Annotated in this window: 11 protein-coding genes; 4 read left to right on the forward strand and 7 right to left on the reverse strand. The window is 72.9% G+C overall.

Features of this window, described 5'->3' with window-relative positions; translation table 11 throughout:
- A complete protein-coding gene (locus WMF29_RS24750; protein ID WP_437322609.1) occupies positions 1-3,585 on the reverse strand; it encodes an SNF2-related protein in 3,585 nt (1,194 codons plus the stop codon).
- Between the two features lie 37 nt (positions 3,586-3,622).
- Positions 3,623-4,168: a DoxX family protein gene (locus WMF29_RS24755; protein WP_437322610.1), complete on the reverse strand. Its 546-nt coding sequence runs from the start codon at positions 4,166-4,168 to the stop codon at positions 3,623-3,625.
- A 76-nt stretch (positions 4,169-4,244) separates the two neighbouring features.
- Between WMF29_RS24755 and WMF29_RS24760 the strand changes: the two genes are divergently transcribed.
- Together WMF29_RS24760 and WMF29_RS24765 are read left to right on the forward strand one after the other, a co-directional pair.
- Positions 4,245-5,723 (forward strand): PLP-dependent aminotransferase family protein, encoded by a 1,479-nt coding sequence (locus WMF29_RS24760; RefSeq protein WP_437322611.1) that lies wholly within the window; start codon positions 4,245-4,247, stop codon positions 5,721-5,723.
- A gap of 166 nt (positions 5,724-5,889) precedes the next feature.
- Entirely contained in the window at positions 5,890-7,116 is a 1,227-nt protein-coding gene (locus tag WMF29_RS24765) for a serine/threonine-protein kinase (RefSeq protein ID WP_437322612.1), read from the forward strand.
- A gap of 144 nt (positions 7,117-7,260) precedes the next feature.
- Here WMF29_RS24765 and WMF29_RS24770 read toward each other — a convergent pair whose 3' ends face one another.
- The 5 genes from WMF29_RS24770 to WMF29_RS24790 are packed head-to-tail and all read right to left on the reverse strand — an operon-like array spanning position 7,261 to position 10,710.
- Positions 7,261-7,635 carry a hypothetical protein gene (locus tag WMF29_RS24770; protein WP_272093476.1) on the reverse strand — a complete coding sequence of 125 codons (375 nt, stop codon included), beginning with the start codon at positions 7,633-7,635 and terminating at the stop codon, positions 7,261-7,263.
- A gap of 52 nt (positions 7,636-7,687) precedes the next feature.
- On the reverse strand, positions 7,688-8,272 hold the full coding sequence (locus WMF29_RS24775) for a hypothetical protein (protein ID WP_437322613.1): 585 nt from the start codon (positions 8,270-8,272) through the stop codon (positions 7,688-7,690).
- On the reverse strand, positions 8,244-9,047 hold the full coding sequence (locus WMF29_RS24780) for a ParA family protein (protein ID WP_437322614.1): 804 nt from the start codon (positions 9,045-9,047) through the stop codon (positions 8,244-8,246). The genes WMF29_RS24775 and WMF29_RS24780 overlap by 29 nt, the downstream gene beginning before the upstream one ends.
- Entirely contained in the window at positions 9,044-9,919 is an 876-nt protein-coding gene (locus WMF29_RS24785) for a DUF4388 domain-containing protein (RefSeq protein ID WP_437322615.1), read from the reverse strand. The genes WMF29_RS24780 and WMF29_RS24785 overlap by 4 nt, the downstream gene beginning before the upstream one ends.
- Positions 9,919-10,710 carry a TRP-like protein gene (locus tag WMF29_RS24790; protein WP_437322616.1) on the reverse strand — a complete coding sequence of 264 codons (792 nt, stop codon included), beginning with the start codon at positions 10,708-10,710 and terminating at the stop codon, positions 9,919-9,921. The genes WMF29_RS24785 and WMF29_RS24790 overlap by 1 nt, the downstream gene beginning before the upstream one ends.
- Before the next feature lie 658 nt (positions 10,711-11,368).
- Between WMF29_RS24790 and WMF29_RS24795 the strand changes: the two genes are divergently transcribed.
- Positions 11,369-12,142: a hypothetical protein gene (locus WMF29_RS24795; protein ID WP_437322617.1), complete on the forward strand. Its 774-nt coding sequence runs from the start codon at positions 11,369-11,371 to the stop codon at positions 12,140-12,142.
- 393 nt (positions 12,143-12,535) lie between these two features.
- Complete coding sequence (locus tag WMF29_RS24800; RefSeq protein ID WP_437322618.1) at positions 12,536-14,020, forward strand: RCC1 domain-containing protein; 1,485 nt, start codon at positions 12,536-12,538, stop codon at positions 14,018-14,020.
- Positions 14,021-14,163: the final 143 nt, after the last annotated feature.

A 14,163-nucleotide genomic window follows, 5' to 3' on the forward strand; every position in this document is an offset into this window, starting at 1 on the left:
TCACCGACTCGGAGGGCTTGAGTCCGAGAGCTCGCCGTCCCCGCCCTCGCCGCCGTCCGGCCCCCGGAGCTGCGCCGAGAGCAGACCGACGAGCTCCTGCGTCGAGAGCTTGCCAGCGGCGTCCTTGCCGCCGAGCACCTGGGCCACGAGCGAGCGCTTCTCCGCGTGCAGCGACAGCATCTTCTCCTCGATCGTCCCGAGCGCCACCAGGCGATAGATGGTGACCGGCCGCCGCTGGCCCAGGCGGTGCGCCCGATCCGAGGCCTGATCCTCGACCGCGGGGTTCCACCACGGGTCGAGGTGGATCACGTTGGTGGCCGCCGTGAGGTTGATGCCGAAGCCCCCCGCCTTGAGCGAGATCAGAAAGAGCGGCGCCGACCCCTCCTGGAACTCGCGCACCCGCTCGGCCCGGGCCTTCCGGGGCGTCTCGCCGTCGAGGTAGACGTACGCGACGCCGCGCGCCTCGAGCGCCTCGCGCACCAGCGCGAGGTGCGACGTGAACTGGCTGAACACGAGCGCGCGCTGCCCCTCCGCGCACAGCTCGTCGACGAGCCCGAGGAAGCGCGCGAGCTTGGACGAGTCGAGCGCCGAGCGCGCGTCGTAGAGGCGCGGGTGCGAGGCGAGCAGCCTGAGGCGCGTGAGCGCCGCCAGCACCTCGACGCGCCGCTCCTGCTCGCGCCGGACCGCCCGGCTCGTCTCGAGGTCGGACAGCGCCGCGAGGCGCGCGTCCTCGTACAGCTGCCACTCGGCGCCCGAGAGCACGACCGGCACGCGCACCTCGGTGCGCGCCGGCAGCTCGGCCTCCACCTGCGCCTTGGTCCGCCGGAGGAGGAACGGGGCGAGCACGCGCGCGAGCGCGGGCCCGGCGGCGGGGTCGATCTGCCGCTCGATCGGCATGGCGTAGCGGTCGCGGAACGCGTCCCAGCCGCCGAGGAGGCCGGGGAAGACGAGCGCGAAGAGGCTCCAGAGCTCGCCGAGGTGGTTCTCGATCGGCGTGCCCGAGAGCGCGAACCTGAAGTCCGCCTGGAGCGCCCTCGCGGCGCGGAAGCGCTGGGTTGTCGCGTTCTTCAGGCTCTGCGCCTCGTCGAAGACGACCGTGGCGAAGCGCCGCGCCGCGAGGCGCGCGGCGTCGCGCACGAGCAGGCCGTAGCTGAGCACCATCACGTCGCCCGGGCCGAGCCGCGCGAGCGCGCCGTCGCGATCGGCCTCGTCCGCGTAGACCGTGAGGCGGAGGGAGGGCGCGAAGCGCCGCGCCTCGTCCTGCCAGTTGAAGGCGACCGAGGTGGGCGCGACGACGAGCGCCGGCCCGCGCTCGCCGCGCTCGAGCAGGACGGCGAGCGCCTGCACCGTCTTGCCGAGGCCCATGTCGTCGGCGAGCACGCCCCCCGCGCCCCAGGCCGCGAGCCGCACGAGCCAGCGGTACCCATCGAGCTGGTAAGGGCGGAGCTCGGCCACGAGCGCCGCCGGCGCGGCGGGGCAGAGCTCGCCGGCGGCCACGACCCGCTCGACGAGCCCCCGGAACGCGCCGTCCGCCTCGAGCGCTGCGCCGGCCCGCTCGAGCTCCCACAGCACCATGGCGGCCGAGGGGCCCACCGAGAGGCCGTGCCGGGCGTCGTGAACGTGATCGGCCAGGCGCTCCAGGTGGGCGCGCAGGGCCTCGCCCAGCTCCACGTAGGTGGTGGCCTCGACCTGCACGTAGCGCTCGTGTCGGCGCGCCGAATCGAGCAGCCGGGCCAGCTCCACGCGCTCTCCCGCGACGCTCAGCCCGCCGAGGACGCCGAACCACTCGCGCCGCTTCTCGAGGACGACCTTGAGCGCGCGGGGGCCGCCGTCGCCCACGACCCGCAGGGGCTCGCTGACCCACTCGAGCTCCGGGGGCGGCTCGCGCCGCGCGCAGGCCGCGAGCAGATCGAGCGCGCCCTGCGCGCTGGCGAAGCGGTAGTGGAACGGGCGGTCCTCGAACGGCTCGGCCCCGGCGAGCGGGAGCGCGGCGGCGAGCGCGGCGGCGAAGTCCTCTTCCCGGCGCAGGTCGCGCACCGCGTGCAGGGCCCGGTCGCCGCGCCGCACGTGGACGTCGCGCGCGCCCGCGCCCGGCACCAGCGGCGGGGCGTCGGCGAGCGGCCGCACGCGCAGCTCGACCTCCACCGCGCCGCGGGGCTGGGCCGTGAGCCGCAGCACCGGGAGCAGCTCCGGCGGGACCGACTCGCCCATCACGCTGCGCGGCATGGCCACGGGCACGCGCAGCGCCCACCGCGAGAGCGCGGCGAGCAGCGCGCCGTGGCTCTCGGGCGGGAAGACGTCGCCCTCGCGCGCGAGCACGTCGAGCAGCGCCCGGATCTCGGCCTTGACGTCGAGCAGCGTGAGCCGCCGCGCGCCCTTGTCCCAGTCCCAGAGGAACAGCACCTCCTCGGGCCGGGCGCGGCGCGCGCGATCGAGCAGCGCGGGGGGCAGCGCCGTACCCTCGACGCCGGCGCTCACCCGCACGGCGCCGTGGCGCTCCTCGGCCACGACGCCCACCGGCGCGCGCTCGATCCTCACGGCCACGTCGGGCGCCTCGTCGAGGAAGAGGCGCGGGTGGCCGATGAGCGCGTCGAGCAGCGCCCGCGAGGCGAAGGCGTTGCCCTCGGGCAGGAGCGACGCGATGCGGGCGTCCTCGGGGGAGAGCTTGCCGCCGTGCTCCAGGAGCAGGCGCTTCTTGCCGAGCCGCGCCCCGGCGCCGCGCTGCCCCTTCTTGCCCAGCCGGTGGATCCAGGGCGCGACCACGACGCCGGCCGCCTCGACGACGTCGAGCCGGAAGGCGAGCTCGACGCCGCCGCGCGCCCCGGGGCCCTCGTCGAGGGCCCTGTCGAGCGCCTGCAAGGCCCGCTCCCAGGCGGGGCGGCCGAGCTCGTCGAGCGCCTGGAAGAAGGCCTCGCTCGGGGGCTGGCGGAGCCAGAGCAGCGCGGCGTCGATGGCCGCGAGCACGTGGACGCAGCCGCCCGCGCCGCAGTCGCACTCGGCGCGGAGGGCCCCGGGCGCGAGGATCAGCCGCGCCTCCGGCCTGACGAAGCCGGCGCCCGCGCGGTGCGCCTCGAAGGGCCGCGGATCGTCGAGGCGAAAGCCGGGGAGCGCGGCGTCGAAGCGCAGCGCGGCGGCCCGGAGCGCCCGCTCGGGGCGCGGGGCCGCCGCGTCCGGCACGCGCGCGCGCAGCTCGCAGAGCCGCTCGTGCGCCGACAGGGCCCGCGGCTCCTCGGGCGCCCGCAGCAGCGACGGCGCCGCGGCGCGCGCGAGCGCGGCGTCGTCGCGCTCGTCCTCCAGGAAGCGCGCCACGAGGGGCGGCAGGACATGGCCGAGGCGCGAGGGCGCGAGCCACACGAGCGCGCTCGCGAGCTCCTCGGCGCTCGCGAGGTCGATGAGGCGCCGCCGCGCGCCGAGGAGCTGCAGCTCGGGCCAGAGCGTGGGGTCGACGCGCGGCGCGACCGCCTCGAGGCTCAGCCGGGCCAGGTGCGCGACGCCGTGCTGCGCGAGCCACGCGAAGAGGGCCGCGCGGGTCTCGAAGGGCGCCGCCGGCGCTGCGGGAGGGACGGCCTGGGTGTCGCCTGGCATGACAGGCGGCGTAACGTCGTCGGTGCGAGGGCGCGGTTCAAGGGGTTCTGGCGCGCTGACCGCGGGCGAGCGCGCCGTAGCGCACGGCGGGCGCGGCCGCGAGCAGCAGCGCCCCGCCCGCGGCCGTGTAAACCGAGTAGGAGAGCACCGCCTCGACGCCGCGCCCCGAGAAGGTCATCGCCAGCGCGAACGCGAGCAGCAGCATCCCGCTCGCGAACGCGAGCGCCCGCGTCCACACGCCCGCGAGCAGGCCGACGCCGAGCGCCGTCTCCAGCGCGGTCGCCGACCAGGCCAGCGCCGGGACCATCCAGGCTGGCGCCCACGGGTTGATCGCGCCGGTGTACGCGACGAAGCGGCCCCACTCGCCCCAGGCCACGTTGCCGGTGCCCGGCGGGCCCCACAGGCCGAAGCGGTCGGCGACCGCCGACAGGAACGCGGCGGCGAGGCCCAGCCGGAGCAGCAGCGCGCTCGCCCAGGCGAAGCGTGGCGAAACCCACGGCGGGGCGAGGCCTAGCCGGTGGGCGGCGGCGAGAGCGTCGGCTGCAGGATCGGCGGGGCGCGGGGCGGAATGCGAGATCGTCATGGCTCCTCTTTCGCCCCGGAAGCTGGCTCCGAGGTGGTCCAGCGAGGAGGTCCATTTCTGGCATGATGGCTGGACCATGCGCCCGTGGACCTTCCCCGTCTCGCTCGACCCGGGCTCGGCGGAACCGCTGTTCCTGCAGATCGCCCGGCGGATCGCCGCGGACATCGGCCGCGGGAGGCTCCGGCCCGGCGCGGTGCTGCCCGGGTCGCGCACGCTGGCGAAGACGCTCGGGGTGCACCGCAACACCGTGCTGGCCGCGTACGACGAGCTCGAGGCCGAGGGCTGGCTCAGCTCCGCCGAGCGCAGCACGCGCGTCTCCGCGGCGCTGCCGCCGCGCCCGCGCGGGGTGGCAGCGCCCCGGGGCGAGCTCGGCTACGACCTCCCTGCCCGCCCGGCGTGGCGCACCTTCGCGCCGGATCCGGCGCGCCGGGGCGTGCTCCACTTCGGGGCGGGGCTGCCCGACCTCCGCCTGGCGCCCGCCGACGAGCTGGCCAGGGCGTACCGGGCGGCCGCGCGGGCAGGCGGCCGGACCGCGCTCGGGTACAGCGATCCCCGGGGCGACGTGCACCTCCGGCGCGCGCTCGCTGCGCTGCTGCGGGAGACGCGCGGGCTCGCGTGCGACGAGGACCACCTCCTCGTCACGGCGGGCAGCCAGGGCGCGATCGACCTCGTCGCGCGCCGCCTCCTCGGGCCGGGCGACGCGGTCGCCGTCGAGGACCCTGGCTACCCGCCGGCCTGGGACGCGCTGGCGTCGACAGGCGCCGAGCTCCTGCCCGTCGGCGTCGACGGCGATGGATTGCGCGTCGACGCGCTGGAGGCGCTCGCCGCGCGGCGGCGGGTGCGGCTCCTGTACCTGACGCCCCACCACCAGTTCCCGACCACGGTCACGCTGTCGACGGCGCGGCGGCTCCAGCTGCTCGACGTCGCGCGCGCGCGGCGGATCGCCGTCCTCGAGGACGACTACGATTTCGAGTTCCACTACGACGGCCGCCCGGTCCTGCCGCTCGCGGCCACGGACATGGGCGCGGTGATCTACGTCGGCACGCTGTCGAAGATCCTCGCGCCCGGGCTGCGCCTCGGGTGGGTGGCCGGGCCGCGGCCGCTCGTCGAGGCGCTCGCGGCGCAGCGCATGCGCGCCGATCGGCACGGCAGCCCGGCGCTCGAGCGGGCCGTCGCCGCGCTGATCGAGGACGGGCTCCTCTCGCGCCACGCGCGCAAGATGCGGCGCGTGTACGAGGCGCGGCGGAACGCGCTCGCGGAGGCGCTCCGGGCCGAGCTGGGCGGCGCCGCGGAGCTCGCCGTCCCGGCCGGCGGGATGAGCCTCTGGGTCTCGTTCCCCGAGGGCGTGGACGCCGAGGTCGCGGCGCGCGCCGCCCCCCGGCACGGGGTGGGGTTCTACCCCGGCGCGCGCTTCGGCTTCCGCGGGGGCGAAGCGCGCGCCGCGCGGCTCGGGTTCGCGTCGCTCGATGAAGGCGAGCTGCGCGAGGCGACGCGTCGGCTCTGCGCCGCCCTGCGCGCCCGGCCCGACATCCAGCGCGGCCGTACGACCTTGTGAGCGCATATCGGCGACTGGCACTCTGCTGGAGGTGCGCTGTCCGGGATTCCCAGGGTCCCATGTTCGCGATACGCTCTGGGGATGCCCCGGTCCCTGGCCCCAGCGCGTCGCCCGAGAGGGACACCGACGTGGCTGGGACGCAGAGGCGGCACGGAGGTGCTCGATCGTGTTCCATCCTTCCTCGTTCGATTCACAACCTGACTCCCAGAGGAGAGACAGCGCGCGCGCGAAAGGAGCGCTCGCTGATCGACCGGCAGACTCCCGCCCCGCCTCGTCGCGCCGCTCCGTACGGCTGCGAGGCCGCCTCATCGACGGGCGTTACCAGGTCGATCAGCTGCTCGGGCGCGGCGCGATGGGCGAGGTCTGGCGCGCGCACGACGGCGTCCGGCGCGCCGATGTCGCGCTGAAGTTCCTCACGGTGGCGCGCGGCGGGCGCAACGTCGACGCGATCGAGCGGTTCCGCCTGGAGGCGCGGGTCGCGGCGCAGCTCGGACAGAAGACCCGCGGCGTCGTCGCCGTGCTCGACGCCGGCGAGGACCCCGCGGCGGGCCCGTACATCGTGATGGAGCACGTGCGCGGCAGGTCGCTGCGTCAGCTGCTGGAGGAGCGAGGCACGATCCCCGCCGTCGAGCTCGCGTCGTTGCTCCGTCAGCTCGGAGAGGCGCTGTCGACGGCGCACGGCCTCGGCGTCGTGCACCGGGACATCAAGCCGTCGAACCTCCTGCTCGTCGAGGGGAGCGACGGCCATCTATGCGCCAAGATCACCGACTTCGGGATCGCCAAGTGGGTCGGCCAGGATCGACCGGCCGATTTCCGCCGCCGCACCGCGGACGGCGTTGTGCTGGGCACGCCGGCCTACCTGAGCCCCGAGCACACGTGTGATGGTCTTGGCGGCCCGCAGCTCGACATGTGGTCGCTCGCTGTCGTCGCGCACGAGGCGCTGACCGGGCGGCAGCCGTTCCCGGGCCGCAACCTGGCCGCGGTGCTCGCGGCCATCCTTGTCAGCGGGCGCCCCCCGCTGGCCACGTTGTGCCCGGGAGCGCCGCCCGCCCTGGAGGCGTGGTTCGCGCGCGCCTTCGCCATCAGCCCATCGGAGCGGTTCCCCAGCGTCCAGGCCATGATCGCCGCCTTCGAGGCCGCGGCAGGGGTAGCGGTGGCGCCGCCGCCGCCGGCCGCAGCGCGGGGGCGGCGCTGGCGCGTCGCTGTGGCCGGGGTCGCGGTGGCGCTCGGTCTCGCGGTGCCCGCGGCGCTGCTCTGGGAGCGGTCCGGGAGCGACGGCGCGCGCCGCGCGGACGAGGCGGTCCGCGACGCGGCGCGCGCGGCCGCCCGCGTCGCCGACGCCGCGCAGGCAATGACAGCGCGCCTCCTGGAACGCCAGCGCACAGCGCCCTGATCGCGGATTTCGCGCCGCGTCCGCCTCGTCAGGACGCGGGCGGGGCCGTCCAGGAACTAAGTCAAGCCCAGGCTCGATGGGGGCCCGCGATGAACAGGCCGACCCAGACGTCGCGCGGTGGTGGTGATCGGGCGGCCGAGCAGCTCAGCGCTCGCTCGCGTGCGCGATGGTCTCGATCATGCGCGGGATGGCCACGGAGATGAGGATCCCCAGGTTCGCCCGCTTGTTGTCCACCAGCATGCCTTGGAGCAGATTCCCGTGGTTGAGCACCACCACGGTGTGGTTGCCCGCCATGTCGAGCAGGTAATACCGCCCTAACGGAGGGAAGTTCGAGTCGCGCAGCGAGCTGTCCAGCTCCTCGGTGATGCGGGTGAAGAGGGCCACCGCCACCGGTTGCTGGTTGAAGCCGGCGAGCGACAGGCCCGCCGAACGTTCCCAGATATCGGTGGCCAGCAGCCCGTCGCGGAGGATGTTGCGGAGATCATGGACTGCGGCCTCGAGGACTTTGGTATCGATCATCGTGCTTCCGTCGCTCCTGGGCGCGCGCGCCCGCATTGAAAACCCGGATGTACTACAGCCCGCGCAAGGTCGTCGCGAGCGCCTCCTTCAGCTGCTCGAACGACCGCGTGGAGAGAGCCTCGTCGCCCACGGTGCCGAGGCAGAAGCCGCCGCGCGCCGTGCGCGCCTCGACCCAGGACATCATCTGCGCGCCCAGCCAGAGCGCGCCCGCCGTGGCGTCGACGCCGGGGATGCTGCGGACGCCGACCAGCGCCGAGAGCAGCGGCCCCACGAGGGACACGTGCGCCTCGGAGATGCCGTGCGCCGCCAGCGTGAGGCCGTTGTCGTCGGCCACGAAGGCGCCCACGCACGCGTGGTGATCGAGCGTCCAGGCGACGAGCGCGTCGAGCCGATCGGCCGGGTTGTCGGAGGTCTGAACGAGGCGCGGCACCTCCTTCACCTCCTTGGGCACGTCCTTGGGCACGTCCTTGGGCGCGGCCTTCGCCGGCGCGGGCGCCGCCTTCGCCGGCGCGCCGGCGCGCGGTGCCCCCATGGCGCTCACGAGCGCCGCGGGCTCTCGCGACCGCGTCGCGCTCACCCGCGCGAGGAGCGAGCTCACCCGCTGCGCGTCAGTCCACGAGACGGATCGGACCGTCATCCTCGCCTCCTGCGTTGGAGCCCAGGCGCTCCTCGATCTCGGCCACCAGCTTGTCGAACACCGCCGAGACCGCGGGCGCGCGGCGGCTCAGCAGGCCGAGCGGCACGCCCGCGCGGCTCGCCTGGAGGAACGTGCTGTCGCGCGGGACCGCGGTGTCGAAGACCTGATCGCGGTAGAGGGACCACAGCTCCTCCAGCGAGGCCAGCATCACCGGCTCGCGGAACGAGCTCATGGTGCCGACCACGCCGAGGAGCGAGCAGGCGGAGCCGATGTCGCGGAGCCGCGCCAGGAGCTCGAGCAACCGGGGCATGGCCCGCAGCGCGAGCGGCTCGCACTGCGCGACGGCGATGACGCTGTCCACCTCCTCCAGCGTGAGGCGCGACATCCCGCCGAGCCCGGCCGGCGTGTCGAAGAGGACGAGGTCGAAGTCGCGCTGGCTCTGCTCCAGGATGCGCCCCACGATGTTCGCCTCGCGCGCGTTGATGGCGAAGCGATCCTCATCGAGCGCGTCGACGGGGCCCATGGGCAAAAGACAGAGCTCCGGGAGCCGGGTCTTCACCAGACCCTCGAGCGGGGGGCCGCCGCGCGCGAGGCTCGCGGCCAGGCCGGGGCGGTCGCTGACGCCGTCGAGCGACATGCCGATGGCGCCCTGCAGATCCGTGTCGACGAGCAGGGTCCGCGCGCCGCGGCGCGCGAAGGCGAAGGCGCAGTTGAGCGCCACGGTGGTCTTTCCGACTCCGCCCTTGAGGCTGGCGAATGCGATGGATCGGGTCATCTTGGGTATCCGAGCTTGCGTAGCTGTTCCAGGTTAGCGCGCACGAGGCTGGATGCGGGGTCGAGCGTCGAGAGGTCGATGAGGACGCAGGCCGCCTCGCTGTAGCTGCGTTCCATCAAGAGGCGCCGCGCGTCGGCGTTGAGCTGCTTGATGCGGGCCGCGCGCTGCTCCGGCGAGATGAGCGCGATCTCGATCCGCCTCGACGAGATCGGCGGCGGCGCCTCCACGCTACCTTCGTCGATCCGGCGCAACGAGTCGAGCACCAGCTCCGCCAGATCCTTGAAGATGGTGCGCTCCTTCGTCGAGCCGACGGCGGGGGTGACGCGCACCCGCATCTCGGGGCGGATGAGCCGCGCGAACGCCTCCTCGCCCACGCCGAGGCCGTCGAACGCCGTCCACACCTGGCCGCGCCGCACCTCGATCAGACCCACGTCGGCGCTGGCGTTGCTGACCACGAGGACGTGCGACTCGCCGGACATGCAGATCATCTGCAAGAAGTCGACAGGCACGAAGTTCATCCCGATCGGCGCCGACTGGGCGCCCGCGGCGTGCGCCATGAGGATGAGCGTCTCCTCGGCGATGGGCCACGTCACCCGCGTGGTGCTCGCCGCTCCCGGGACCTCCACGCCATCGTTGACGGCGAGCACCAGCCGCGCCGTGCGGCGGAGGAGCTGCGCGACGGCGTCCTCCGGCCCGCCCGGGAGCGACGGCGCGTAGATGATCAGCTCCGCGCTCTGCACGCCGTCGAGGGCTTGATCGAGCTCCTCCCAGGTCGCGGCGCCGAGGGCGCTCACCGGCGCCTGCCCGGCGATGACGCGGATGCACCGCATGCGCTCGCGCAGATCGGGAACAGCGACCACGACGATGGCCATCAGCCTCCGGTGTCCCGCCGCACTCGGCGCAGCATGACCGACGACGCCGTATCGCCCGGGCGCATGCGCGCGCACGCCTCGAACGCCTCGATCGCAGCGTCGTAGCGGCGCTGCACGAACGCGGCGGTGCCGCGGGCGAACGCCTCGCGGTAGAGCCGATCCTCCTCGGTCTCGTACACCCGTGGCGTGAACGGCGCGCTCGCGGGGGGAGTCGGCGCGCTCGCGGGAGGAGTTCGCGCGCTCGCAGGGGAAGCCTCCGGCGATCGCCGCTCCAGGCCGCGCTCCGGCATCGTCGGCGGCCCCGGATCGGCGCCGGCCTCGGACGGCAGCGTGTCCAGCTGCGGCCGGAAGGAGACCGACGGCCGATCGCTGAACGGCGACGCCACCTCCCTCCCCGTGTAGAGGCCGACCAGCACCTGCAGCGTGCGGAGCCGCCCGAGCGGGCACATTTGAATGATGTCGTCGAACGTAGAGGAGCCGTCGATGTACCGCGCCACCAAGAGCGCGTCGGGCGAGCGACCCGCCGACACGGGGATGGGCCCCGCCACCAGATCGAGGCCGCCGAGCCGCTTGGCGTAGGCGCCGGCGAGGAACTCTTTGATCCGCTCGATGCTCGCCTGCAGCTCGCGATCGCCGGGCGACTCCGCGCGCGCCCGGTACAGCACCGCCAGCGCCTCCTCGTAGCGCTTCTCACGGACCAGCCGCACAATCTCCGCCCGCATGGGCGCGCTCTTCGGGACCGCGCGGCTCTCGGGCTCCACCATCAGCGCTGAGTCGAGTTGGTCTTTCACGGCACAACTGCAAGCTACATGCCTCGACCGCCGGCATTCAAGCTGTTTGGCTGCACCTTCGCGGAGGCCGTCCTCGGTCAGCGCCGTCGATACCGGCTCGACATCGTTCAGGTACGCGCGTGTGGGACCAGCCAGCACCCCGCCAGAACATGGGGGGCTGCTGCATGGGTCCCATGAAGACCGGGGAGACATGGGACGAGGCAATGACAGCCGCCCGCTTCCGCATTCGGTCCATTGAGTCGCCACGCGCTCTCGGCGTTCCGACGGGTCAAACGTCAGCCAATCGAGGACGTCGCAAGCCGTATCGCACCCCAACGCCGGTTCGCCCACCGGCCGCCGTTTCAAATTTGAATGGCGATCACAAGATAGTGGGTGCAACTTACGTTGGGCTTGCGCTACAGTGGATGCACCGGCTGGACGCACCCCGCAACGTTGCAAAAACGTCTGAGGTGGTTGGTGGAAAATTCCAGTAATCAAGCTCGGCATGCAGCGCGAGGGGGAAGCGCAGGATTTCAACCGAGGTGAGGTCCAGCAGCAGCGTCCATTTCGGTGCGCCGTGGCTTTGTCTTGAAGCCACTCGAGGCGTTCACGGCGCTTGTTTCACGTAAACAGAGGGATTGTTCAACCAACTGACACGCAGCCGAAAAGGAGATCGCTCATGCGGCAGGTCTTGCGGCACATCTTCGAGAAGAAGCAGGCATACGCTCGTCTACCCCTGTTCGAGCGCATGCGAGACGAACGGCTCGATCCGAGCGAGCGGCTCGCCTTCTATCCATGCATGGCGTACTTCATCCTGAGCTTCGGTGATCTGAACAAATTCGTATTACGGGAGGAGCACGCGGCGGACGAATACCAAGAGATGGTCAACGCCCACACGCGCGAGGACGACCATCACTGGCCCTGGTACCTGGAGGATCTGTCCAAGCTCGGCTACGACGTCGAGGGCCTGACCACGGAGCTGCTGCACTTCCTCTGGGGCGAGGAGACGATACAGAATCGGATCCTCACCGCGCGGCTCACCGCGCTCATCAAGGGCACGACGGGCCTCGAGCGGCTCGTCATCATCGAGGCGATCGAGGAGACCGGCAACGTGCTCTTCGGGGCGATGCTCCCGCTGGCGGAGGCCCTGGAGAAGCGCCTCGGCACGCAGCTGCGCTACTGCGGCTCGTTCCATTTCGAGCGCGAGTCGGGCCACGCGGTGAACGCCGACCACGCCGAGCTCGCGCGCATCCCGCTCGACGCGGAGACGCGCGCGCGGTACATCGCGCTCGCGGACGAGGTGTTCACGATATTCGAGCCGTGGACCCACGAGCTCTTGAGCTATGCCCTCGCGCACCCCGTGAGCGCCCCCGTGGCCGACCCCGAAACGGACGGCGTGAGCCAGGTGATGACCCGGTCGTCGGTGCTCACCGCGAGAAGCACCGCCGCGTGAAGCACCGCGGTTGAAGCCTCTCCAGTCGCGGTTGCACCGCGCCCTCCGCGGCACCCCTCCCTCCGGTGCTTGCCACGCGCCCCGCGCGCTGCGCAAGATGTTCAAGCCAATTTCACACCGATGGTGATCGCCGTTGAAACGGCGAGGGAGCGCACTTACGGGCAGCTGCCGCTCGCACAGCTGTTGCAGCTGCCCCTGATGCCCGGAGCCTTGCCGCTCGCCGGCGCCCGCAGGCTCTGCTGAGATCACCCACGCTCGATAGGTGCGCGCCGAAGCGCCCCTGAGGCCTCAGGGAAAGAGGGGACATCGGTGATCGGGCCTCAACTGGACTTCTTGTCTTCAGTGCGGTAAGGGTGTGCAAAAAGACGCCAGGAGTGTAGCCGGATGCTTGAGATGAAGAGGAACCCCCACACGCGACCGAACTTCTGCTCCTTTCTGGTCGTCGCCGCCACCCTCGCTGCGGGGGCAGGATGCGCCGCTCCCGACCGGCATTTCTCGAACAGCGGCGCGGGTGGCGGAACGGGCGGCGGTCCGAGCGATGCACAGGGCGGCGGGGGCGACGGCGCGTCCGGCGGGGTCGGCGGGGACGCCTCCGGCGGGGGCGGCGGGGGCGCGTCCGGCGGTGGGACGTCCGGCAGCGGCGGCGGGGGCGGCGGGGGTGATCCTGGATGCCAGATCCCGGCAGACAGCCCCACGCTCGCCGACGCCATCATGGTGGCTGCGGGCGGCAGCCATACGTGCGCGATCCGGCATGACGGCTCTCTCACCTGCTGGGGGGACAACTCGTTCGGCCAGCTGGGTGTTCCGCAGGCGATGGCGGTCTCCTCGAGCACGCCGGTGAGAGTGCAGTTTCCCGCGTCGCTCGGCACGGCGACGATCACGCAGATCGCGTTGACCGAGCAGGCGACCTTCGCCATCGACAGCCAGCTCCGACTCTGGGCCTGGGGAAACAACGAGACCGGCATCCTCGCGAATGGCTCCAAGGACGCGATGGCCCACGACGCCCCGGCGATCGTCAATGACGGTACGGCCCCGCTGCTCGTGCGCAAGATCGCGCCAGAGTGGTACTCGGCGTGCGCGCTCACCTCGACCAGCAGCATTTACTGCTGGGGGGCCAACCTGTTCTCGAGCCTCGGGCCGGAGGCGACCGGCGAGGAGAGCCTCGTCCCGGTGAAAGCGTTCAACTTCACCGCGACGGCCGGTCCGAGGGCCATCCTCGCGCGGGGCATCGGCTCGATAGGCAGCTGCTTCTCGACCGGGGCCGCGGAAGACGGGCTGCGTTGCTGGGGCGCGATGGGCGGCGGATATATCCTCACGAACACCCCGGCCGGCTCCGAGGGCGGCGCGAACTACAGCGCGCACACGCCGCTCATCGCGGCGGGAGCGACGCTGCCCTTCTCCGAGATCTCCTACGGCACGAACTTCGGCTGTGCGCGCGATGACGTGGGAGGCCTCTTCTGCTGGGGGACGAACAACAGCTCAGGTCAGCACGGCGCCGAGGCTCCCCCGGCCGGGACGGCGGCTGCGATCCCTGGTGTCTGGGGTCCGATGTCCACCGGCTACGTCTTCGTCTGCGCGATCGACGACCAAAGGCAGCTCCGCTGCCGTGGCAGCAACGACCAAGGGCAGCTCGGTCGCAGCACGCCGACGAGGGCCGATAACACGCGAATGGAACCCGTCGTGCTCGGCGACGGCTCGGCGCTCGCCAAGGTCGTCGCGGTGAGCGCCGGCTTCTTCCACACGTGCGCGATCGTCGAGGGGGCGTGCGGCCCCACGGGCCCTGGCCAGGTCCTGTGCTGGGGCAAAGGCACCCTGGGTCAGCTCGGCGACGGCGCCGCGACGAGCTCCGCGGTCCCCGTCGAGGTGAAGGCGCCCTGAGCGCGACGCCCCCGGCGGTGTGCGAGTACTCACGTTCGACGATTATCGGGACATCGACATCGGGCTCGCTTGGCAAATCGACGCGGCGACTTTCCGATGATCTCCGCCTTCGAGGCCGCGGCAGGGGTGCCGGTGGCGCCGCC

It is taken from the genome of Sorangium sp. So ce381 (assembly GCF_051473845.1).
Taxonomy (GTDB): Bacteria; Myxococcota_A; Polyangia; order Polyangiales; family Polyangiaceae; genus Sorangium; species Sorangium atrum.